Genomic DNA, 22561 nt, shown 5'->3' with positions numbered 1-22561 from the left:
TTCGTACCCAGCCATGTCTTTGACGGGCTGGCCCGGCGGGCGAACGAGAGCGGTGAGATTTTACCGGGACTGGCGCACGCTTGGGAAGTAGACGCTACCCGTACGCAATGGACCTTTTTCTTGCGTAAGGAAGTGCTGTTCCATAACGGCAAAATACTGACCGCCGAGGATGTGGTCTATACTTTTGAACGGCTGATTCGCGCGCCAGGACGGAGACTGTACCATTTTATCGTTCGTCAGATCAAGCACGTACAGGCGCTAAGTCCGACAATGGTACGTTTCGAGCTGACGGAACCGAACGAGCTGTTTCTCTCCTTCCTGTGTACCAGTCGTGCCGCCATCGTACCCCGTGAGCTGAATCAGGCAGGTGAAGCGGCCTTTGGCATCCGCCCTGTTGGCACAGGGGCTTTTAAGGTCACGGAGATGAACGAGAGCTTATGCATACTGGAGGCATTCGCTCCTTATTTTCAAGGCCGCGCTCATCTCGACCGGGTGGAAATTGTTCAGCTCCCGTGGGCGGCCAAGCCAGAATCGGCGGCAGATACCGCAGATACGGCTTCGCCTTTTCATATCATCCACAATCCCGTATTGGCCGGGAACACGGATACTGCATGGAGTCAGATTCACTCGGCGGCTTCGGTGCGTAAATTTATCACATGCAATACCCACAAGGATGGGCCGTTACGTAACCCGGAAGTACGTGCCCGTATCGTGGCATGTCTGGATCATCGCCGCCTCCCTCCGATGGTGGATGCATCCGACGATTCGTATGAACCCCCGGCAACGTTGCAAATTGCCACCATTCCCGAGTATAGAGCCGATGCAGACCGGGTCGCATCCCAGCTGGAATCGTGCGGGTATACCTGTAACATCGTGGCCGCATCCATGAATGAATTCAAAAGCTCCTCCATCCGTATGGAGTCGGACCTGATCATCTTTTCTCTGTTTCGTGACCGTGATGAGCAATTGCGCCTGTTCGATCTGTATCTCAATGTTTCCGGGCATGTCGAGCCGCATAGCCGCGTTGATATCGAAAGACTGCTGCGAGATATTGCACGAGAAGCGGATCATACGGTCAGGGCGCGTCAATTCGAGCATATCGAAACCCGACTTATTCATGAGCATCAGCTCCATATCTTATATGAAAAGCCAGTCCAGACAGCATATCTTCCTTCTGTGCGCGGTGTTTCCTTCAATAGTCAGGGGTGGGTGGATCTGCGTCATGTCTGGTTCCCGCCTACTCAACCGCAAGCCTCCAAGCCTTAATGGAAAAAGAGTTCCTTCGCGAGTGCGCCGCCACAATACAAAAAGGTATCCTCTTTTACAAGAGAATACCTTTCATGGCGTTATCCCAAACTATTCCGAGGATGACAATGACCAGCCGCCCATTCCATGACTATGAGCTTCGCTAGGGTCCTCTACTAGGGGAGCAATGGGTGAAGAATTCAGTATGATAAAAAAATTAAACGCGAGCAGAAAAAAGGAGATCTTTTTTATCATTGAAGTGATCTTACCTCTCCAAGTAAATTTTTATATTCCTTCGTCGCCTCAGGAGAGGCAGTATGCCGGAATTTTTCAAATAAACCTACACATTTAATCGTTACAGGATTACCATCCAGCACCACAGAATAGGACAGGCTTTCCAACAAAAATTTCATGCCTTTCGTATAGCGCTTTTTACTGAGATCGTAGCAAGCCAGCTCCGCCAGAAAACGCGCATAGAGATCGGTTGATACCTGCTCCGTATAGGTGCCCACCTTGACATGCTGCTTGGCTAATGCGGCAATTTGTTTCTCAAAACGTCGCAGTACATCATCCACATTAAAATCATAACGATTTGCGGCCAGCATGATTTTGAACAATCCCATCAGAATCTCGCCCTCGTTTCTTTCCAGATAGGCCACATACTCTGGAATGACGTCCAATTTACCGGACATGAGCTGATACAGATATCCGTTGGCCTCAGCCCAGTTACTACACTGCTCCTTTAAGCGGCGCGCCTCTTCCGTGTCCTCCCGCACCCAGCTTAGATCAGCGTACAGGGAGACATATTCCAAGGCCTTTTCATAATCCCCTCGTTCGTCACAAATACCGGCACGCAGCACGTAAGAGTATACAATATACATAAACAAAGGACCCTTTGTTTCCTTGCCACGCTCTGCTTTTCTGGTTCTTCCATATTTTCGTTCATACTGCGCTTTAGCCCTGCAACACATTTTATCAGCTAATGGTTCTACTTTATCCCAGCGACGCAGCGAAACATAAGTATTGGCCAAATCTTTTAATGCATCCAGTTGATCCGCTTCACCCAATCGATCTACAAAGCTTTCAAAGTGTGTGGCGGCCCACAAATTTTCGTCCTGATCATCACCGATAGCGATTGTAAATAACCGATACTGGCATAAGGCCAGACGCTCGGAATGTTGATACTTCTCGCTTTCTGAGACATTTTTATAGATGATAGCCGCTGCCGCAAACTTGCCTTCTTTGAACAATTCTTCTGCCGTCTCAAACAAGGCCGGAGCGTAAATCAGATAGTCCATCATGAACTCCACGACCTGTTCCATACAATCCAGCTTGTTCAACGCTGCACAGCGGTACAAAAATGGGCGAACCCGCCGCCAATTCGGTGCCGTATTCCGTATAAATTCTTCACTGTACAGCTCATAGAGACTTCCCTCTTCAAGCCCCATGCCTGCCGCAATCCGATCCAATAGCAACATCGCAATCGGCCGATTACCGTTGATAATGGCACTAATCGTTCCAGCATTAATACCCGTGTTCTCCCCAAACTTACTAATCGTGATTCCTTCACGTCTGATATACTTCTCCAGCTCTGCACGAATCGTGGTTGTTTCCTTCAAATCAGGCACCCCCAGGGATTACTTGTATGTTTACAATTCAAAAAAAGAAAATTCCCGTGAATATTCCCTTAATTATACAAAATAAAACCTACTTCGCCAACTGTATAATTCATCTACTTAAAATATATCTGGACAGAGTCAACCGTTTCTTGAAATCACACGAATCACAAGCTTAACGATATGGATTGGTCACGTAGTTCTTAGCGTAAGGTCCCTTGTCCTTGAACAAAGCATCGACGAATGATGCCGGATCTGTAAGGATGGTACCGCGTCCTAAATCACGATAGCCTTTAAAGCTCCAGCCCCATGGCGCACTCGCTGCGTCTTCTTTGCCGTTATCTCCCTTAAAGGTGCCATAGCTTGACCACAATTGAATAGAAAAATCATTTCTGAGCGGCCACAGCGTATGCTGTAATGCCTTCAAGCCATAATTCATGCGTTTGGACTCGTCGAAATCAGATAAATAATTTTTCCAATAATTTTGATCCTTGCTGTTTAAATTTTGTGGTTGCACACCAGCTCCGCCCCATTCAAAAATGTAGCCGCTATTCCCTTTGGCACCCTTGCCGTCATATGCCCGCAGTGCATGTCCCACATCTCCCTGCGGCTCGGTAATCGGTGCATTATTTTGTGCGCTATAGACACGTACATGCTCACCGCGTTGATCCTTAATCGTCGTAAATCCATGGTCATAGTAGACGGAATCCTGTCCCGGCGTGTAACGGATAGCCTGATTAGAAGGTGAATACATACCCAGCTTGCCATGGCGCTCTGCCAGCAGCAGCTCCAGTTCGCCATTCGGAAACTGGGAGCGATCCACAACGGAGCCGTTTTTTCTGGTCACCCCCGGTTTACGGACAACCAACAACATCCCTTCCATGTCATTCTCATGGTCTCCCAGTCCATCCCCAACCGGTCCGGCGATACCCTCCGGATCATTGCGGGCGTAGAACACATCATATCCGATAAAATAATGGGTTTCCGTCTCTGCCAAAGACCAGTATAACCATGGATACAAAGGATTCTTTCCCATGGCGTAATTGTCAATATTCTCCCAATTGTTTGTTCCGTTCCAGTCACCATCAAAATCTACCGGTATCGGAATATCTGTATGAGGTCCGTTGCCGACATCCTGATACAAAACAGGCGACCAATAACCGGCGATATTCCCTTGCTCTCTGTCACTCATGGCAGCTTCAGCTTCGGGAATTGCCACCGTAGAGATCAGCAGAGTGCTCACCGCTGCAATTATCATTTTGCGGCCCAAGTTTTTTACGAGCAAGCCGACAGTTCTTCTCTCCATCTTACACACCCCTTATAACATATAATTCCATTACAACCTAACAATGATTACTATTCTAAAATATAAAAAACTAAAAACATATAGTTCATAGTATTTATTTCATAGATGTATATTTATGAATGGGGCTACTGCCGACAGATTTGGTAATTTCGTAATTTGCGTATACTATATGGAGAGTGAATGAAAAAAACATTTATCTTACCATAGGTAAATATAACTATAATATGGATTATTATGGAACGAAGGAAAGGATACGACACATGGACAAAACAGACAATACCCCTACAACAGAACAGCAAATTGCAGCATGGATGGTCGCACAAATCCGTGAAGTGGGAACCTTGAAACAAGAGGACGCGATTGCATATGTACGCTCTGAGTATGGAGAGCAGTATGTGTTTATAAGTGATCACGGTCATGTATCTCTCGAAAAGGAAATCAAAAAAGCGTTTCGTAAGCTTCATGGCGGCAAAATCGCCTGGGATCGTGACGGATTCCTCTGGGCCTGGACGTAACAAGTAAAGGCATCTGCCATAGGCAGGTGTTTTTTTGATGCTTCATCCAGTGATTTTCCAGCGAAAAATCCACAGGAACCTCAAAGAACTCCGCAGACGGCTTAACCTTAACCGCCATGATTCGCTCGCACTTAAAGGTTCGAATCTCCTGCCCTGCTTCACAAAAGGCAATGAGATACCAATCCCCCTTTTTCACTACAAGTCCATAGGGATGTACATACCCTGTTGGCAATAATAGAAGCGTATCATAGAAGTAAAGGGGTGTAATGGATGATGAATATTGGAATATTGGGGACGGGATTCGGTGCGTATCATGCGTCACTGTTAAACAACAACGCTCAGGTGAACAGAATCGTCGTATTCGGAAGAAATGAAACCAAGCTGGACAAGCTGAAAAAGGAGCTAAACGTAGAAGTTACACAAAATATAGAGGATATCCTGCTTGATCCAAACGTAGATGTGGTCGATATATGCCTGCCCTCTCATGTACACAGGTCATATGCGATTGAAGCGCTGAAGCATGGAAAGCATGTATTTTGTGAAACGCCGGTTTGCTTTGGTCTCGAAGACGCTCTCCTTATGAAACAGGCTGAGCAGCAATATGGTAAAAAGATTCTGGTCAACCAGTTCATCAAGTTTGATCCTGCCTATACCTTTCTTTATGAGGCTCACCGTCAACAAAAGTACGGGAAACTCATTTCCTTGTCCTTGAAAAGAGAAACGCCTCCCCTATGGGGGGATCTTGGGCTAAGCGCTATCCCTATCCAGTTCATGATTCATGAACTCGATTTACTCACATGGCTGTTGGGACCCTGTGACCCGTGCGCGGTCTGGGGTACAGAGGTTGCTAATCCTGAACAAGCACTGGTTCGGGCCTATTTTCAGCATCAGGATACGTTCACAGAAGTGATCGCTTCTTCCCATATGCCAGGAAGTTACCCGTTCACGGTGGCTTATGAAGCTTATTTCGAGAAGGCCAAACTGGTATTTCATGAAAGCGACGAAAATGATCTTATACCCACTGCATTATATGAGTACACTGCATCCGGTCAACAAAAGATCAATCTCGAACCCGCCAATCCATACGAAAAAAGTTTGGATCACGCACTTGAATGTTTTGGCGAACATTCGGAATGTATGATTCCACTGGAGCAAGCCATACACTCATTAGAAAAGACTATTCAAATTCAAAATAGACTGGGGCAGACTCAACGTTAGCCGAGCGTCCCTGTTACCCGTCCTGATTTACCCGTTCCTGCTGCGGAAATCAGCCCCCCTTCCTTACAGGGAGGCTGTATCCGTAGGCAAGGAAACCTCGTCCGCATAGTTTATAGCCATAATTTTTGCTACCCCGGCAGGGTCAGTGGTCTGGCCTAACGCCCACATCATTTTAGTTACAAGTGCCTCCGTCGTCATGTCATAACCCGGAATAACACCCTTTTCCAGCACCTTCTGCCCCACCTCGTAAATCGTCAGATCGCCGCCCTCATAAGGACATTGGGTGGTCACGACGATACTCATGCCATCCTTCATTAATTCCTCAATTTTGCTAATCAGGCTTCTTTCCTTGAAGGGCACGCCACCCATGCCAAAGCCCTCAATCACAATCCCTTTATAGCCCAAGCCCTGAATAGCATCAAAAATAGCCGGATTCGTCCCCGGAATCAGCTTGAGCAGAAATACTTCTGAAGCATACCCGTCATTGTACGGATGGCGAACTGTACCGCGATTCGCAAATACGCCCTCTGTATAGACCACCTTTCCGTCTTCCACGAGGCCGATGTACGGATAGTTAATACTCTCAAAAGCGTTATAGCTGCGCGTTCTGATTTTGGAGCTGCGGCTGCCGTTGATGATTTTGCCGTTAAATACGACAAATACCCCCGCTACCTCGCCACAGGCGGTCAAAAACGAGTCGATTACATTTTTTTTGGAATCGCTGTGCTCGGCCAGAATGGACACCTGCGACCCCGTCACCACGACAGGCTTGTCTACGGTTCCCAACATGAAGCTCAAAGCCGAAGCCGTATAAGCCATCGTATCCGTGCCATGGGCAATGACGATGCCATCGTACTGATCGAGAGAACGATGTACCATTCGGGCGATGGAAGCCCAGTCCTCCGGTTGTGTATTCGTGCTATCAATGCTCATCAGATTATGGGCATCAATTTCACAAATTTCCTTCAGCTCCGGAATTTCCGCCAAAATATTTTCAGCCGATTGGGTCGGCGTCAGGCCATTTTCCTGATAGGAGGAAGAGATCGTCCCCCCGGTATTAATGAATAGAACCTTTTTCATGCCCATGTTCCTTCCCGATTACATCTTCACTTTATTGTTCTTAGAATTTATCATGAATAAGTGTGATAAGCTACTTTTGATCCGAAAAGGGGAGATAGATTATAGGGCTGTATTTTGACTAATCTTTTCGATAAAAAACAAAAGAGCCAAGTGCAAAATACACTTGTCCCTTCTATTCGTAGAAACAGTATTAGTTATGTGAATCCAACAGCGTCTTCAATTGCGGGTTGAGATTCAGCGCATTCAGGATGAGTTGCAGAGCTTCTGCACGTGTGGAGTTGCTCTTGGCATCAAATTTTCCATCCGTCCTGCCGCTGATGATACCTGCTTGTGCTTCAGCTTTGATCTCGTTTGCTGCATAAGAACCCTTCAGGTCATCGAAATTGCCTTTGGTGGTGTCCTTCGATACGTTGTTAAGGTTCAAGATGCGGGATAAAAGAACAACCATTTCCTACCGGGTGATCGTGTTATCCGGCTTGAACGTACCGTATACAAAAAGGTACCCACAGCCCACACACCTTTTTTCTAAGTGTCCAGTCTATGGGTACCAGTGTAGTTTCGAGTCTCTTCTTTTTAATTCCTTGACATTATATTCAGTATGTCTTTTAATTCGATATAGAAATACCCTTAACTATTCTTGCTCAAGCCTTTGATTTCCTGTTCCGTTAATCCAGTGGCCTTCACAATGGTCGTTATATCCAGATTCATTTCGAGCATATTCTTGGCCACTTTCTTAACACCTTCCATTTCTGCACTTTCCAGCATAGAAGCCTCATCATGCAGATACTTCTGTCTGGCCTCATACAATCGTCTGGCATCCGAATCCTGACTCAAATATTGCAGGGTGTCCATCGCCTTCTCCAAACCTGGCTCATTCATCTTCAGCACCTCCCAATATGATGTATCGGCACTTTTTAGAAACAACAGCCAATTGATCAATCCGCCTTCAGACGGAACGCTGTGCTCATCCAGCTTAGGTAATTCCAAGAAATGAACCTCAATGTCATCAATCAAGGATATCCATGTCCGGTCTTCCCGCAAATGAAATATGTTATGATATTGCTCACTCTTCAAGAACGAATAGTTTAAAATGTTGATCGTCACGCATTTCTTCAGTTCTCGGTACTTATCGCCCTCGCTGAGTTGACTCGCATATCGTTTGGACCAATAAAACAGCGTTCGTTTCTCAATATCATACTTATTAAAAAGCTGCATTTCTATATCAATCAGTTTACCTTCGGAGGTCTTGGCGTAAACATCAAAGATGGACTGTTTGTCGAGCGGATCATCTTTATCCGTATAGGGATTCATCAGGATGATCTCAGTCAGCGGCGGCTCGCCAGCTTCGGTGAAAATACGGTTAAGAAACGCCAGTAGCACATCCTTATTGTTCTCGCTGCCAAATATCCGTTTGAATACAAAATCTACACGAGGATCATGTAAATCCATCGTTATCAGTTCCATTCGTTATTATTATATCATTTTTCAAGGGTTTTGAGCCTTAGAAAGGTGAGTAAACCCGCTCAGCTTGAATCAGCTTGCCGTGTTGGAACATATTAGGCATAAGTGAGCAGTTTAGTAAAAGAAAACTAAGAAGCTTTGGAGGTTTTAGAGAAGTAGTTTTAACGAATCGAAGTACGGATGAGGAGATATGGAAGGCGGGTATATTTAACACTGGTTACGTGACGGCCAAACTTGCCCATCTTCTCATAGCTTCAGTGAAACTCACTGTATTCATTAACCGTAAGCCCCAGAAATCGTATCATAGCAAGCTTTCTAGCCGCCATGTGTATAGCCCAAAACAGCCACTGAAATGAAAAAAGACACCATTTAAGGTGTCTTCACTGGTACTGCATATGGAGGCGAACCTTGTTGTACCCCGTTCCATGTATTTTACAGAGATACCAGTTGCTCCTGTGGCGCTCTCTGTACCAACGCTTTGCCCAGAAACTGTCGTGTCCGTTCTTCCTTCGGATTGGTGAAAAACTGCTCCACCGGCCCTTGCTCCACGATCACGCCATGCTCCATCAGCACGACCCGATCCGCGACATCCCTCGCAAAGCCAAGCTCATGCGTGACGATAATCATCGTATTACCTTCACTCGCTACCTTTTGAATGACCGACAGCACTTCATCCACCAGCTCGGGGTCGAGTGAGGACGTCGGTTCGTCGAAAAGCAGCACCTGCGGATTCAGCGCCAAGGCGCGGGCAATCGCAACACGTTGCTGCTGTCCACCCGAAAGCTGGGCAGGGTAGTAGGTCATGCGATCCTTCAACCCTACCTTTTCCAAAATGCCTTCACTGATCTCCCTCGCCTGCTTGCGGTCCAGCTTTTTGACACTGGTCAGGCCGATCATGACATTGTGGAGGGCATTCAGGTTTTTGAACAACTGATATTGCTGGAATACCATCGCCGTTGCCGTACGCAGTCCGAGAATGTCCTTTTTCCCCGCTTTGGCTGCATCCACCTTCACACCGTCGATCTCAATGACACCACTGGTCGGCTGCTCCAAGAAATTGATGCTGCGCAGCAGCGTAGACTTGCCCGATCCGCTTGGCCCTAGAATAACCACGACTTCTCCCTTGCCTACGGTCAGATCTATACCCTTCAGCACATGATGCTGTCCAAAATGCTTATGAATTTGATGAAGTTGAATCATGCCCTTACTCACTTCTTTCGTAAATTCGAATACGCTTCTCCAGCACGACAAGCCCACGCTCAATAATGATGCACACCAGCCAGTAGATCAGGGACACCGCAACGTATACCTCAAAAAAGGCCAGCGCACGTGCGCCCATAATTTTGGCCTGTCCCATCATATCGACAACACCAATCATAAAGATAAAAGACGTGTCCTTCACCGTACTAATCAGCGTGTTCCCTAAATTGGGCAAGGCCGCCGTCAATGCCTGTGGCAGCACAATTTTAAGCATAATCTGTGTTTGGCTCATACCGATGGAATTGGCCGCCTCAAATTGCCCCCGATCCACCGAATTAATCGCCGCCCGGAACGTCTCCGACAGATAACCCCCGAGATTCAGCGAAAATGACAACAGCGCGAAAATCTCGGGCGGAATCACGTAGATATTTAATTGCTGCAAGAAACCGTATTCGCTCTGAAAATAATATAAAAACTTGGGTATTCCATAATATACGAGAAATAACTGCACAATGAGCGGTGTTCCCCGGATGTACGAAACATACAGCGTAGACAGTTGTGCCAATACAGGCACCTTGTATATTCGAATTAACGCCGTTGCCAACCCGATAATCGTACCCAGCAGCATGGACAAAAATGCAATCCATAGCGTAACGGGTAGATACTCCACGATCCGGGGAAGGCTTTTCAGCATATAATCCAAATCAAACAGCTTTTCCATATGAACCCCACTTTACCCTTTGCATTGTTGTTACTGAGGGATATATTCCCCGCCTGTCCATTGTTTGGACAGTTTTTTCAACGTTCCGTCCGCTTTCAGTTCTTTAATAATCGGGTCAATTTTCGCTTTCAGCTCCTCGCCCTGCTTATCCTTCTTGAACACCAGATTGATATCATCCGTTTGCACAGGATCACCTGCCGCTTCGACCTGCAAGCCTTCCTTCTTGATCGTAGCAGCCGTCATGACTGGATCATTCACATAAGCATCCACCCGGCCATTTTGCACGTCCTGAAGGTTGTCGGATGAAGTGCCTGTGTCATTGTATTTCAAAATAATTTTGTTGCCGTTCTTCGCATTGTACTGCTCCAGTAATTGAGTGTAGGAATCCCCTACGGAAGCAGCTACCTTCTTGCCTTCCAAATCCTTGAGAGAGTGGATATCCGTTCTGCCTTTTTTCACAACAATGACGGATTGCGCCTGAAAGTAGGATTCATCCGAGAACAAATATTTTTGCTCACGCTCAGGATTTTTGGCGACTTCATCCGCTACGACCTGAGTTTTGTTCGATTCCAGCGCCAGAAAAATTCCGTCCCAGCCGGAAGGCACAAACTCAAACATATAGCCGTCCAGCTTCTTGTCAATCTCCTTGACCACTTCCACATCGTACCCGGTCAGCTCATTTTTATCATTCGTAAAAGCGAACGGCGGGTAGTCATTTTGTGTGCCCACATAAATAACCTTATCCCCCGATGCTGCTTCCTTCGAGGAACACCCGCTCAAGGCTCCCGTCAATAGCAGGAGAGATAGGCCAATCACTGCAACAAAAGCAGATTTCTTCATATGTGATATCCCTTCTTAATCCAAGTAATTTAGTATGATTTTATATTATATCGGGTTATTCCAATAATACAACAGATAAATTTAATTTCAATTACTTATCCATATGTTGCACAAAAAAAGGACCCTTGCGGGTCCTCAGTCATCCATGAAGCGGAAGACGGTCTGCTGGATGTTCCGGCAAAATGGACGAGATCAGCCGTTGCACAGCCGGATGCGCCGATTCAAAAATCCGGTCCTTCTCATCACAGCGCTCGATCAATCTTCCCTGCTCCATCACAGCAATCCCATCACAGACAGCATAAGCCGCCCGAATATCATGCGTGATGAACAGATACGACAATCCAAACGAAGATTTCAGCTCTCCCAGCAGGGATAAAATGTGCATCTGGTGAACCATATCCAGGCTGCTGACGGACTCATCCAGAACGATGAGCTTCGGTTTGAGCGCAATCGCCCGTGCAATGTTGATCCGCTGCAATTGTCCGCCGCTGAATTGATGTGGATATTTATGCCGATCCTCCGGCTTGAGACCGACCCGTTCCAGCAGGTTTTCGACCGTTCTCTTTTGCTCCTGCACCGATAGCCGTTCGTAATTGTCCAGAGGCTCTCCGATAATCTGCCCGGCGGTCATCCGGGGATTTACAGCCGAATAGCAGTCCTGAAATACGACCTGCATATCCCGTCGCAGTCCCCTGCGAACTTGTTGGCTTCCATTATAAATGTCCTGCCCCTGGAACAGCACCTGACCCTCCTGCGGCTTCTCCAGCCCCAGAATGACCTTACCCAGCGTGCTTTTCCCCGCTCCGCTGGTTCCAAGCAACCCCAGGCAAAATCCGCTCTCTATGGTAAGCGACACGTCAGCCAGCACAGGGGGGCGTGGCTCAGAGCGGCCCAGCCATTTGCGCCTTCCATAGCTATGAGTTACTTCCTTCACTTGTAGCATGCGCATTCGCTCCCCTTTTGAAAGTGTAACCGTCCAACAGGCGACTAACCGCCTACCTGATTTATGCGCCGAAGGGACAACTTGGGTCTGGCATGCAGCAGCATTTTCGTATATTCATGCTGTGGCTGATCGAACAACTGATGAACCTCTGCCTGCTCAACGATACGTCCCCGCTGCATGACTGCCACTTCATCCGCCAATTGGGAAATGACGCCTAGATCATGCGAAATCAGCAAAATGGACGTGTCGTATTCCGTACGCAAGCGATCCAACTCTCTTAGCACCTGTAGCTGATTAACGACATCTAGCGCCGTCGTCGGTTCATCCGCAATAACGACCGCTGGCCGCAGGCACATGGAAATGGCGATCATGACCCGTTGCAGCATCCCGCCGCTCAACTGAAACGAATAACGCTTCATTAGCTTCGCTGGGTCGGGCAGATTCATGTTTTCCAAAGCCGATACGGCAAGATCACGGGCCTGTCGTTTGGTTAATCCGGTGTGCGTGCGGATCGTTTCCATAAACTGAGCCCCGATCGTATACACTGGCGTAAAAGCGCTCATCGGATTTTGCATAATAAACGCGATTTCCTTGCCGCGAATACGCCGCATCTCCTCGGCTGCCATGCCGTTCAGCTCGCGCCCGTTCAGACGGACACTGCCTTCCACGTCCATCGTCTGGCGATCCAGCAACTGGAGCAGCGCGTTACAGGTTACCGTTTTGCCGCTTCCACTTTCGCCGACAAGACCCAGAACCTGTCCCTTTTTCAGTTCAAAGTGAGTTGGCTCCAGCAGAGATACCGCTCCTGCATCGGTTTTGAGCTTCACCTGCAAGCGGCTGACCTCCAGCACCTTCGACTTCGCCCCGTCATCCATCGTTGTTCTCACTCCTGTTTTACTGACGTTTGGCAATTCCGTATCGGTCGGACAGCGCTTCTCCCAATAGATTGAAGGCCATCACCACCACCAGAATCATGACGCCCGGATAGATCATTAATTCCGGATGACTACGGATGTATCCCGTTCCCTCATGAATCATCGCTCCCCATTCGGGAGTCGGCGGCTGGATGCCCAGACCGAGGAATGACAACGCGGAAATATCCATGATCGCCCAGCCCATCTCCAGCGTACCAATGACCACAATCGGCCGCAGCACATTCGGAATGATGTGCCGCCGGATAATGGCCCCTGAGGAGGACCCGCTAATCCTTGCAGCAGCTATAAAATTCCGTTCTTTCAGACTGACGACCATGTTGCGGCACATCCTGGCATAATACACCCACTGCACCATCATCAAGGCAAGCAGCACCTGCATGAGGCCCGGCCCAAAAATACCAACAATCCCCAGCACCAGCACCAGATTCGGAAACGCCATAATTCCTTCGCAAAACCGCATTAGCACACTATCGACCCAGCCGCCCAAATAGCCTGCAACCGATCCAATCACGACACCAATGCTAAGCGAGGACAGGAAAATTAGTGTCGCAAAGCCTAGCGAAATCCGCGCTCCATACAGCAGCCGGGACAGATTGTCCCGACCCAAATGATCGGTTCCCAGCCAATATTCTTTCGAAGAGCCTTCCAGCTTGTGCAGTAAATTGACTTTAACCGGATCATGGGGAGCCAGCCACGGAGCCAGCGCCATAATGATAAAAAGAACCACTAGCACTATAGAGCAGACCACGATCACCTTTTGACCCTTGAACATTGTACGTAACCTTATCATCACTGCTCTGCTCGTCCCTTCGATGAAATTCGGGGGTCCATATACAAATGCACCAGATCAACGAGCAAATTGCATACGATGAACAGGCATGCCGCCAAAAACACATAGCATTGTATGACGGGAATATCCCGGTTAAATATCGCTTCCACAAAGTAACGGCCAAACCCGGGCCATGAAAATACCTGCTCGACAATAATCGTTCCGGTCAGCAGCTTGCCCAGATTCATGCCCATACCCGTAATCAGCGGGGCAATGGCAATTTTGAGCACATGCTTGAGCATAATCACCCGCTCACGAATTCCTCTGGTTCTCGCATACTGGACATATGTTTCCTGAAGCTGCTCCAATACACTGGAGCGCAGCAGGCGCGTATATAGAGCAATCAGAACCAGCGACAGGGTCAACGTAGGCAGCACCAGATGCTGCCACGTTCCCCTGCCCTCTACAGGCAGCCAGTCCAGCCGAACGGAGAAAAAGAAGATCAACAGATATCCCAGCCAGAATTGGGGAATAGACGCTCCAAAATATGAAATCCCTCGACTGAGCATGTCGATCCAGCCATTTTTACGCATCGCTGCCAGTACGCCCAGCGGGATACTCACCACGATAGATAGCACCATACTGCTCAGCGCCAGCTCGACGGTGGCAGGCAGCCGAACCTTCACCTCATCCCACACCGGCTTGTTTGTCAGATATGAAGTACCAAAGTCCAGCTGACTGATTCTTTGAAGTGTATGCATATACTGCGTCAGCAAAGGTTGATCCAGCCCGAATTCATGTCTTTTCTGCTCCAGAATTTCCGGAGTAGGATAAATATGAGCAGCCGTCAAATAGGCCTCGGCCGGATCAACCGGTGAAATATGAATGAGTGCAAAGGTAACGAGGGTGGCAAAGAGAACAATAGGAATGACCGCTACCATTCGCTTACCGATATAGCTGATCATGAGTTGTCCTCCTATCCTGTAAACTACCGTTACCCTTTGATTTTAACTACTTCCCGATTTCGATTCCCTCAAACGGATTTTCATCCCGGTTGGCCGGGAATACAAAGTTTGTAATCTTTTTCTGATATACTGCCGTTTTCTTAATATACGAAATAGGCACAATGGCAGATTGCTCCTGAAGCGTCTTCAGAATCGAAGCATACAGCTCTTGACGCTTGGTTTCGTCTGTCGATGAGAGTGCTTCGTGTACTTGCTGATCCAGTTCCTTCTTCATCGGAAGGGCGCTCAGCACCTCGGAAATTCCGAAGCTCTTCTTGGCAATGACATTAATAAAGGAATGCGGATCATAAGGCGCACCATAGTTGTACCAGAAGTACAGATCAAACTGGTTGGATCTAAGGCGCTTAATTTGAACTGTCAGCTCCAGCCCGGTCAGTTTCACCTTGACGCCCAGTTCTCCCCATTCCGCCTGAATGGTTTCGGCCATCGCCTTTTGGACTGGATCGGTCTTATCAAAAATCAGCTCAAAATCCAGCTGTTGTCCGTTCTTCTCCCGTACTGTACCGTCTGCGGGCAGCTTCCAGCCAGCCTCATCCAGCAACGCTTTGGATTGTTCCACATCATAGTCAACGGGCTGTAAGTCCACATTTGTATACGGATAGTTTTTGGATAAAACAGTATCCGCTTTTTCCTCCAGCCCCGAGGTCACCCCTTCCACCATCGCCTGCTTGTTAAAGCCATGCTGGAGCGCCAGACGTACCCGAAGGTCTGCCAGCTTGGGATTGGAAGAGTTGAGCAACAGGCTTCTTGTACCGACAGGATCGGACAGCTTGGTGACATACTGATTTGTATCGCGAAGCTGCTTGAAAGCATCCAGACTGATGACGCCCTCACCGTAAATCAGATCCAGATCACCTTTCTCAAAGGCCATTACACGTGTTTCGCTATCGGGAATGATTTTTACGATAATTTTATCTACCTTCGGTGCAGTACCCCAATAATTCGGATTACGCTTAAAGGTTGCATATTCATCTTGCTTGTATTCATCCAGCATCCAAGGGCCTGTACCTACAGGTTTCTTAATCCCTTTGGACGTATCTCCATCATCCGGGAACCCGGCTTCACCCAGAAAACGGAACGGGCGAACGACAGACAAGTCCTGAAGCAACGGATAGTATGGCTCTTTGAGCGTCATTCGGAAGGTACTGTCATCTACGGCTTCGGTTTTGTCGAGAACGCCCACCATACCAAGCCAACTGTGCGTTTTCTCATTTTTCATAACAGCGTCAAAGTTCTTTTTGACAATAGCCGCATTAAATGGAGTTCCATCTGAAAACTTCACGCCTTGGCGCAGCTTGAACGTATATATTTTACCGTCCTTGGAAATGGTCCAGGATTCAGCCAAAGCAGGCTCCAGCTTGCCTCCTTGCTTGTAGCTGACCAACGGCTCATAAATCATGGATTGTGCAAAAAGTTGGGAAGGATTGTATACGTGAGGATTCATCGTACCAATATCGCGCGGCCACGATAGCGTGATCGATTTTTCATTGGCAGCTCCGTCAGTTGAGGTGGATGCAGGTGTGTTCTCCTGCTTCGCGCAGCCCAAAATAACGGATAATAAGAGGAGCGTCACCAACATAAGGGTGGCAGTCTTGCGGTGTCGAACGGACATCAATGTAATTCCCCTTTTCTATGTACGTGATAATGATTATCATAATCATATTTAGAATAGGTATCACATCCTATTTTGTCAACAACATTCGACAAGCAATGCTCTTAATTTATTTTAAATTTGTAGAATATAAGCTGTATGGCTCATTCCGCCAACGTTTGAAACAGAGCACGCGTGTATTCATGCTGTAACAGGTCTTTATCCCACTCCTGAAATAACTCCACGATCTCCCCCTGAACCATGACGGCAATCCGATCACAAAACGGACGGGTGGATTGAAGATCATGGGTGATAAAAAGATAGGATAGCTGGCGCTCCTCCTGTGCTTTCTTGAGCATGTCCAGCACGGAAGCCTGCGTTGCCGTATCGAGATTGGCGACGGATTCGTCGAACAAGATGATTTCCGGCTCCACCGCCAGCGCACGGGCGATGCATACCCGCTGCTTTTGTCCACCGCTTAGCTGTGATGGGTATTTCTCCAAACTGTCAGCCTCCAGCCCCACCGATTCCAGCAAGGACTGGCAAATTTTCAGCGCTTGCGCTTTTCGTTCGGGAAAATAGTTGTGAATCGGCTCCTCCAAAATATCTCGGATCGTCATACGGGGATGCAGCGAGGAGGATGAGTCTTGTGCAACCAACTGGATTCGTTTGTACAGATGGATATCCTTCATCCTTCCGGTGTGAATCGGCTGGTCATCCAGCCAAATCTCACCCGAGGTTAAAGGTTCCAGCCTCAGGATGCATTTTGCCAGCGTACTCTTGCCGCTACCGCTTTCGCCAACCAGTCCGAGACACTCCCCCCGTTGCAGCTCCAGACTCACCTGCTTCACAGCCTGTTCGGGTTCCTGCGTCTTGGACCAACCCTTTCTCCGTCTGCGGACAGGATAGGCTTTGGTCACTTGCTTTAATTCCAGTATCATTCGCGCATCCTTCCCTCCGGGCTCATCTCCAGTACACGATCCGCCACACGGCTTACACCCTGACGATCATGAGAAATTAGCAAAATAGTGAGATCGAGGTCCTCTCTCAACTGTTGGAACAACGCCAGAACCTTGTCCCGGTTGATAACATCCAGCGCCGTGGTAGGCTCGTCGGCAATAAAAAGGCGCGGACCGGAGCCTAGCATCACAGCCAGCAGTACCCTTTGACACATCCCTCCGCTTAATTCAAAAGGGTACGAGGACAAAACATGCTCGGGGTCTGCAAACCCGACCTTCCTCAATAAAGAGCACAGATAAGCCTCCTGCGCTTGGGTAACGCGGCCTCCGGCCATCCGTGCAATCCAGCTCAGCACCTGCCGCACCTGGGGCAACACGCCCTGGGGGGCGGCTTGCTGCAGTACAGCAAGGGAGGGAGCGGCATCCGCACGCCCCTTCTGGTCGGGCGGCATCCAGCGCCGCCCGTGCAGTCTGAGCGTGTCCGTCAGTTGTGTGCGGACGGTACGGATTGGATTCAACCCGCTCAGCGATTGTTGAATGAGCAGGGCAATGTCCTCGCGGCGCAGCCTTTGCCAGCGCCGTTCATCGAACGGGACGATATCCTCCCCGTTGTAGTGTATATGCCCCCGCGTAATGCCGATCCCCGGCTCCAGCATACCCACGATCGCATGCGCGGTCAGACTCTTGCCGCATCCGCTCGGTCCGGTTAGGGCCACAATTTCCCCCGGATATACGGTAAAGCTGACATCCCGGAGCAGCGGTTGATTACCGCTTATCCGCATTATTTTCCCATTCGCGCCCGGTTTTCTACCCGCGCCCTCACCTGTTGCTGCGCCAATACGTGTACCCGCTCCTGCTTTTGCACCTGTTTCCGTCCTAACGGCTGTTCCTGTGCCTATGCGGCATATCTCCAGATGTTCCACGTGCAACAATGGCTTGCGCCCTGTCCCATCCTTCATTTCGCCGCCCCCTTTTCCGAAAAATGGTCTCCGAGAAGCTGGCACGCAAGCACAAACAGCATAATCGCCAAGCCCGGAAAAATCATGACATGCGGTGCCACCTGAAAATACGACGTCGCATCATGCAGCATCACACCCCACTCCGGCTTAGGCGGCTGTACACCCAGCCCAAGAAAGGAAAGTCCGGCAACCATAAGCACGACTCGTCCAATGTCCCAGACTGCGTACACAAGCAGCTGTGGCAGTACCTGCGGCAGCACATAGCGTCTCAGCACGCGCACATGTGAATTACCGGATAAACGGGCATATCGGACATAATCCTCCTGACAGGCTTTTTGAACAAGGGTGCGAATATACCGAACATATCCCGCCCACCGTACCGCAATAATCGCTAAGGTCATGTTTACAAAGCCCGGACCCAGAATACCCACAATCGCCACCGTCAAAATAATATCGGGAAAAGCCAGCACGCCGTCAATGACCCGCATAACTAACTGGTCCACACGCCCGCGCACATAGCCAATGAGCAAGCCTACCGGCAAGCTGATGCACAGCGTAGCTGCTGTAATCGCACAGGCAATCAGTACGCTGGTCCGAATCCCGTAAATCAGCCGCGACAGCACATCCCGCCCCAAATGGTCCGTACCCATAGGATATTCTCGGCTGGGCGGCTCCAGACGCTTCAGAAGATCGACATTGAGAGGATCATGAGGGGCAACCCATGGAGCCAGAAGCCCGAGCAGTCCGATCAGGCCCAGCATTACGCCTCCCGTCAGCAAGCTTCCTTTGAAGGACAGCCGCGTGTTTTTCATTTTCAACTTCCTCCCCTAACGCAAACGCAACCTCGGATCTACAGCCGCTTGGACCACATCCACCAAACACTGAACACCTACGATTAAAAATGCAGCAAAAATGACATACCCCTGGATCACCGGATAATCCCGCTGCGTGATCGCATCTATAAAATACTTGCCCAAACCCGGCCATGAAAAAATCGTCTCTACAATGACATTACCCGCCAGCATAAATGACAAATTCGTGCCTAACAGCGTAATGATCGGCAAAATCGCATGCTTGAATATCTCAAAAAACAGAATATGCGTGCGGGAAAAGCCTCGGGCCTTCGCCGCCTTCACAAAATTCCGGTCACCCAGCTCCAGCAATTGAGCACGCAGCACACGGGCTTGCACTGCTCCCAAGCCTGCCCCAAGAGTCAAAGCCGGCAGTACCAAATGAGTCCAATCCTCACGACCCATGGATGGGAGCCAGCCCAAACGGACGGAGAACAGGTAAATCAGCAGAAAGCCAAGCCAAAAAGAGGGAATGGACGATCCCAGCAGTGCAAACAGCCTTCCCAGACGATCGAGCCAACCGCTGGATTTTACCGAGGCGGCCAGTCCCATTCCAAGAGTCAGCACCGTCATGACGGCAAAGCCCGCCGAAGCCAGCTCCACGGTAGCGGGCAGTCTGTTCCACAGTTCGGTTAGCACCGACTCCTTGGATACATAGGAGGTGCCCCAGTGCCCTGTGAACACATCCCGCAGCCAGTTCACATACTGAATATGGAGCGGCTCGCTCAAGCCCAGTTCCTTACGCAGCGCCGTCAGCGCCTCCTCAGAGGCAGGCACATTATGCGCGGTGAGCAGAATGGTAGCAGGGTCGCCGGGAGCCAGCCTCATCAACACAAACGTCAGCGTAGATACAACGAACACAATGATGACCAGTTGCGCCACACGTTCCAGAATAAAACGAATCATAGGGTATGCAGCCCGCTATTCCGCAATATCGGATTGCGCCGTAATGTAGTAATACTCAATCGGATGCGGCGTGAAGCCCTTCACCCCTTTTTTCGCCCCAAATACGTTATCCGGATGAACAATGAATGACTGCGGCAAATCCGTATTAATGATATCCAGCGCTTGCAGTGTCACAGCATTACGCTGTGCTGTATCCTTCGCCAGCTTCAAGCTGCCAAGAAGATTATCCAGGGGTTTGGAACTATAACGGCTTACATTGGCTTCGCTTTTAGAGGAATAAAACATATCCATAAAATATTGCGGCTCTCCCGTATGGGCAGTCAGCATGCTGTACATGGCAAAATCCCAATCGTTTTTGGTTAGCGCCTCGTCGATATTTTCCACCTTGCGGATCTTCACCTGGATGCCCTCTTTCAGCAGTTGGCTCTGAATCACCTCAGCCATGACCGAAAGCTCTGGACGCTGAGGGAAGGTCAGCAACGTAACTTCGAACGGCTTGCCTTGCCTGGTCCATGTGCCTTGGGCATCCTTCTTCCAGCCATCCCTCGTCAATAGCTGCTCCGGCGTTCCGTCCAGCGCTTTACGCTCGACCTTGCCGAAGGGGAGAATGCTCGGGAATGGGCTGCTGGCCTCCGTACCATAGCCTCTCATGATCGCACTCACAATGGATGCACGTGGTATCAAGCTGTCCACTACTTTGCGGTTCGTGGCATCCTTGAACACAGGCGACTTCATGTTATACACGATCATATGCGTGCGCAAAGAGGGAGCCGACAGCACTTGCAGCTTATCGTTCTTTTTCAATACCTCCGCGTTATCCACCGGAATATCGGTCGCTACATCTACTTCGCCGGATTGCAGCGCCAGCAGGCGCGAATTGCCGTCCGTAATGAACTTCATCGTTGCCTCAGCCAGCCGGGCCTTCTCGCCCCAATATCCGTCATAACGCTCTACGACCAAGGATTGATCCTTGTTGAACGCTTTAATTTTAAAAGCACCTGTCATCGCAGGGTAGCTCTGCTCATCCTTTATGGACGCTACATCCAGCACAATCGTCGATGGATCAGCCAAATTGGACACCAGCGCCGCATTCGGCTGGTTTGTCGTAATTTTCAACGCCAGCGGGCCGCTTACATCAATGGACTTCACATTCAGTAAATCCTTCGCCAGGTGGCTTTTCTCGATAGAGCGCAGCAAAGACGCTTTTACACTTGCTGCATCCATACTTTTTCCATCATGAAAAGTGACTTTATCCTGCAAGCTGAACGTCCAAACTGTAGGACTGTCCTGCTTCCATTCCTTGGCCAGCCAAGCCACAGGCTCCAGCTTTTCATTCAAACGGACAAGTGTCTCACCTGCACCGGATCGCATCACATCCCAGCTATTATCTCCGTGCGGGTCAACACCTGACGGCTTCCACGTATACGCCATCACCAGCTTTTTGTCCGTGGTGGACTGTTGTGCGGATATGTTCTCGCCCTTGCTTGTGCTGTCCGCCGTCTTATTGGTTGTGGAGCATCCCGCAAGAGCCATAACTGCCAGCAGCAGCATCATCCCTGTACATATGGACCATGAACGCTTTTTACGATTGCTTATCATTCGATGAATCCCCCTCTAACTTATAAAATCATATAAACCTAACGCAAAACGCGAAAAAAGCATTCCGGACCGCTTGATCAGCAGTCAGAAATGCTTTCATTATAAAATGCCAAAGCTCACCCTCAGTACCCTCTAAAAAAGGGGATCGGTCGGTTTTAGACATTCCGTATGCAGCACGCCTAACCACCTCCCCAGCATCCCGTGGGTCTGACAGTGATGTTAAAACAGGCAGGTCTCCTGACTCCAGGCGTATCTTTCAGGCCTTCCCGGTTCTTCACAGTTCCAGTGGCTGTTCTGAAAGCTACAGCAGTTACCCTGCTGATGCCTGTATACAGTGGCGGGTCCGTGTCGGAATCTACCGAACTTCCCTTTTAAGTGAGCACGCACAACAACCATCTACATGATCTCAACGAAACCCTGTAGATAGAAAGTCCGGCTCACACCTGTTTTCTTCCTTTATTCTTTTTCATTACGATTTAGGACTATCTTATTTTGTTGTTACAGGCTTGTCAACAAATGTCGCATAATAATTTAAATTTGAACGATACGGCGAGAATCAAGGCTATGACTTTGCGTTGCATGCACGCAATGGACGTGATAAAATTAGGTATAGAGATACCCATCGTGTCCGTATACTAAAAAGAGTCTTCGCCGCTACCAACGGCAAAGACTCTTAGGACTTGAAAGGCTGTGGATCACCACGGCGCGCTAAATGCTTAGCTAAACCCACCGTTAGGCGCCTAACCTAATTACGCGGTGGGTTTTCGCTTGTTCCGAAATTAACGTACCACGCCTCTGTCTACCACTCTAGCAAATTCTTCT

Annotated in this window: 21 protein-coding genes, 1 pseudogene and 1 riboswitch; of the genes and pseudogenes, 3 read left to right on the top strand and 19 right to left on the bottom strand. The window is 49.0% G+C overall.

Annotated elements, in window-relative coordinates; translation table 11 throughout:
* On the top strand, positions 1-1266 hold a 1266-nt coding region (locus tag L696_RS0126080), incomplete at its 5' end, for an ABC transporter substrate-binding protein (RefSeq protein WP_025686261.1).
* A 196-nt stretch (positions 1267-1462) separates the two neighbouring features.
* Here L696_RS0126080 and L696_RS0126075 read toward each other — a convergent pair.
* Positions 1463-2864, bottom strand: a pseudogene (locus L696_RS0126075) (helix-turn-helix domain-containing protein).
* Positions 2865-3036: 172 nt separating this feature from the next.
* Positions 3037-4167, bottom strand: a complete 1131-nt coding sequence (locus tag L696_RS0126070) for a hypothetical protein (RefSeq protein WP_025686259.1) — start codon at positions 4165-4167, stop codon at positions 3037-3039.
* A gap of 260 nt (positions 4168-4427) precedes the next feature.
* Between L696_RS0126070 and L696_RS0126065 the strand changes: the two genes are divergently transcribed.
* On the top strand, positions 4428-4682 hold the full coding sequence (locus L696_RS0126065) for a DUF6953 family protein (protein ID WP_025686258.1): 255 nt from the start codon (positions 4428-4430) through the stop codon (positions 4680-4682).
* Here the strand turns inward: L696_RS0126065 and L696_RS32840 are convergent.
* Positions 4606-5004 carry a helix-turn-helix transcriptional regulator gene (locus tag L696_RS32840; protein WP_280740297.1) on the bottom strand — a complete coding sequence of 133 codons (399 nt, stop codon included), beginning with the start codon at positions 5002-5004 and terminating at the stop codon, positions 4606-4608. The two genes, L696_RS0126065 and L696_RS32840, sit on opposite strands and share 77 nt — an antisense overlap.
* Here L696_RS32840 and L696_RS0126060 point away from each other — a divergent pair.
* Positions 4953-5900 carry a Gfo/Idh/MocA family protein gene (locus L696_RS0126060; protein ID WP_049827529.1) on the top strand — a complete coding sequence of 316 codons (948 nt, stop codon included), beginning with the start codon at positions 4953-4955 and terminating at the stop codon, positions 5898-5900. The two genes, L696_RS32840 and L696_RS0126060, sit on opposite strands and share 52 nt — an antisense overlap.
* A 63-nt stretch (positions 5901-5963) precedes the next feature.
* Here the strand turns inward: L696_RS0126060 and L696_RS0126055 are convergent, their stop codons facing one another.
* From L696_RS0126055 to L696_RS0125975, 16 genes are all read right to left on the bottom strand, one after another.
* On the bottom strand, positions 5964-6980 hold the full coding sequence (locus L696_RS0126055; RefSeq protein ID WP_025686256.1) for an asparaginase: 1017 nt from the start codon (positions 6978-6980) through the stop codon (positions 5964-5966).
* 190 nt (positions 6981-7170) lie between these two features.
* Positions 7171-7428, bottom strand: coding sequence for an S-layer homology domain-containing protein (locus L696_RS0126045; RefSeq protein ID WP_245233445.1), 258 nt, complete (start codon positions 7426-7428; stop codon positions 7171-7173).
* Positions 7429-7607: 179 nt separating this feature from the next.
* Positions 7608-8444 (bottom strand): Rpn family recombination-promoting nuclease/putative transposase, encoded by an 837-nt coding sequence (locus L696_RS0126040; RefSeq protein WP_049827528.1) that lies wholly within the window; start codon positions 8442-8444, stop codon positions 7608-7610.
* 429 nt (positions 8445-8873) lie between these two features.
* Positions 8874-9641 (bottom strand): amino acid ABC transporter ATP-binding protein, encoded by a 768-nt coding sequence (locus tag L696_RS0126035; protein WP_025686253.1) that lies wholly within the window; start codon positions 9639-9641, stop codon positions 8874-8876.
* A 4-nt stretch (positions 9642-9645) separates the two neighbouring features.
* Positions 9646-10362: an amino acid ABC transporter permease gene (locus L696_RS0126030; protein ID WP_025686252.1), complete on the bottom strand. Its 717-nt coding sequence runs from the start codon at positions 10360-10362 to the stop codon at positions 9646-9648.
* A 30-nt stretch (positions 10363-10392) separates the two neighbouring features.
* Positions 10393-11202, bottom strand: coding sequence for a transporter substrate-binding domain-containing protein (locus L696_RS0126025; protein ID WP_025686251.1), 810 nt, complete (start codon positions 11200-11202; stop codon positions 10393-10395).
* 139 nt (positions 11203-11341) lie between these two features.
* Complete coding sequence (gene nikE, locus L696_RS0126020; RefSeq protein ID WP_025686250.1) at positions 11342-12151, bottom strand: nickel import ATP-binding protein NikE; 810 nt, start codon at positions 12149-12151, stop codon at positions 11342-11344.
* Positions 12152-12189: 38 nt separating this feature from the next.
* Positions 12190-13020, bottom strand: coding sequence for a nickel import ATP-binding protein NikD (nikD, locus tag L696_RS0126015; protein WP_025686249.1), 831 nt, complete (start codon positions 13018-13020; stop codon positions 12190-12192).
* 19 nt (positions 13021-13039) lie between these two features.
* Positions 13040-13870: a nickel ABC transporter permease subunit NikC gene (nikC, locus tag L696_RS0126010; protein WP_081750796.1), complete on the bottom strand. Its 831-nt coding sequence runs from the start codon at positions 13868-13870 to the stop codon at positions 13040-13042.
* Positions 13870-14814: a nickel ABC transporter permease subunit NikB gene (nikB, locus tag L696_RS0126005; protein WP_025686247.1), complete on the bottom strand. Its 945-nt coding sequence runs from the start codon at positions 14812-14814 to the stop codon at positions 13870-13872. The genes nikC (L696_RS0126010) and nikB (L696_RS0126005) overlap by 1 nt, the downstream gene beginning before the upstream one ends.
* Before the next feature lie 46 nt (positions 14815-14860).
* On the bottom strand, positions 14861-16486 hold the full coding sequence (gene nikA, locus L696_RS0126000; RefSeq protein WP_025686246.1) for a nickel ABC transporter substrate-binding protein: 1626 nt from the start codon (positions 16484-16486) through the stop codon (positions 14861-14863).
* Positions 16487-16629: 143 nt separating this feature from the next.
* Positions 16630-17406 carry an ABC transporter ATP-binding protein gene (locus L696_RS0125995; RefSeq protein ID WP_025686245.1) on the bottom strand — a complete coding sequence of 259 codons (777 nt, stop codon included), beginning with the start codon at positions 17404-17406 and terminating at the stop codon, positions 16630-16632.
* Positions 17403-18383: an ATP-binding cassette domain-containing protein gene (locus L696_RS0125990; protein ID WP_025686244.1), complete on the bottom strand. Its 981-nt coding sequence runs from the start codon at positions 18381-18383 to the stop codon at positions 17403-17405. Before L696_RS0125990 ends, L696_RS0125995 begins: the two co-directional genes overlap by 4 nt.
* Complete coding sequence (gene nikC, locus L696_RS0125985) at positions 18380-19195, bottom strand: nickel transporter permease (RefSeq protein ID WP_025686243.1); 816 nt, start codon at positions 19193-19195, stop codon at positions 18380-18382. The genes L696_RS0125990 and nikC (L696_RS0125985) overlap by 4 nt, the downstream gene beginning before the upstream one ends.
* A 15-nt stretch (positions 19196-19210) precedes the next feature.
* Positions 19211-20140: a nickel ABC transporter permease gene (nikB, locus tag L696_RS0125980; protein ID WP_025686242.1), complete on the bottom strand. Its 930-nt coding sequence runs from the start codon at positions 20138-20140 to the stop codon at positions 19211-19213.
* Positions 20141-20155: 15 nt separating this feature from the next.
* Positions 20156-21739: an ABC transporter substrate-binding protein gene (locus L696_RS0125975; protein ID WP_025686241.1), complete on the bottom strand. Its 1584-nt coding sequence runs from the start codon at positions 21737-21739 to the stop codon at positions 20156-20158.
* 210 nt (positions 21740-21949) lie between these two features.
* Positions 21950-22151, bottom strand: a riboswitch (cobalamin riboswitch).
* Between the last annotated feature and the right edge of the window lie 410 nt (positions 22152-22561).

The organism is Paenibacillus maysiensis, from assembly GCF_000520815.1.
Taxonomy (GTDB): Bacteria; Bacillota; Bacilli; order Paenibacillales; family Paenibacillaceae; genus Paenibacillus; species Paenibacillus maysiensis.
The sequence above is the reverse complement of the archived record's forward strand: the minus strand, read 5'-3'. Positions and strand labels throughout refer to the sequence as shown.

Coding starts and splice junctions, on each gene's coding strand:
- L696_RS0126070 (WP_025686259.1), bottom strand. CDS start 4,167: ATGGAGAGAAGAACTGTCGGCTTGCTCGTAAAAAACTTGGGCCGCAAA.
- L696_RS0126065 (WP_025686258.1), top strand. CDS start 4,428: ATGGACAAAACAGACAATACCCCTACAACAGAACAGCAAATTGCAGCA.
- L696_RS0126060 (WP_049827529.1), top strand. CDS start 4,953: ATGATGAATATTGGAATATTGGGGACGGGATTCGGTGCGTATCATGCG.
- L696_RS0126055 (WP_025686256.1), bottom strand. CDS start 6,980: ATGAAAAAGGTTCTATTCATTAATACCGGGGGGACGATCTCTTCCTCC.
- L696_RS0126045 (WP_245233445.1), bottom strand. CDS start 7,428: ATGGTTGTTCTTTTATCCCGCATCTTGAACCTTAACAACGTATCGAAG.
- L696_RS0126040 (WP_049827528.1), bottom strand. CDS start 8,444: ATGGAACTGATAACGATGGATTTACATGATCCTCGTGTAGATTTTGTA.
- L696_RS0126035 (WP_025686253.1), bottom strand. CDS start 9,641: ATGATTCAACTTCATCAAATTCATAAGCATTTTGGACAGCATCATGTG.
- L696_RS0126030 (WP_025686252.1), bottom strand. CDS start 10,362: ATGGAAAAGCTGTTTGATTTGGATTATATGCTGAAAAGCCTTCCCCGG.
- L696_RS0126025 (WP_025686251.1), bottom strand. CDS start 11,202: ATGAAGAAATCTGCTTTTGTTGCAGTGATTGGCCTATCTCTCCTGCTA.
- nikE (WP_025686250.1), bottom strand. CDS start 12,151: ATGCGCATGCTACAAGTGAAGGAAGTAACTCATAGCTATGGAAGGCGC.
- nikD (WP_025686249.1), bottom strand. CDS start 13,020: ATGGATGACGGGGCGAAGTCGAAGGTGCTGGAGGTCAGCCGCTTGCAG.
- nikC (WP_081750796.1), bottom strand. CDS start 13,870: ATGATAAGGTTACGTACAATGTTCAAGGGTCAAAAGGTGATCGTGGTC.
- nikB (WP_025686247.1), bottom strand. CDS start 14,814: ATGATCAGCTATATCGGTAAGCGAATGGTAGCGGTCATTCCTATTGTT.
- nikA (WP_025686246.1), bottom strand. CDS start 16,486: ATGTCCGTTCGACACCGCAAGACTGCCACCCTTATGTTGGTGACGCTC.
- L696_RS0125995 (WP_025686245.1), bottom strand. CDS start 17,406: ATGATACTGGAATTAAAGCAAGTGACCAAAGCCTATCCTGTCCGCAGA.
- L696_RS0125990 (WP_025686244.1), bottom strand. CDS start 18,383: ATGAAGGATGGGACAGGGCGCAAGCCATTGTTGCACGTGGAACATCTG.
- nikC (WP_025686243.1), bottom strand. CDS start 19,195: ATGAAAAACACGCGGCTGTCCTTCAAAGGAAGCTTGCTGACGGGAGGC.
- nikB (WP_025686242.1), bottom strand. CDS start 20,140: ATGATTCGTTTTATTCTGGAACGTGTGGCGCAACTGGTCATCATTGTG.
- L696_RS0125975 (WP_025686241.1), bottom strand. CDS start 21,739: ATGATAAGCAATCGTAAAAAGCGTTCATGGTCCATATGTACAGGGATG.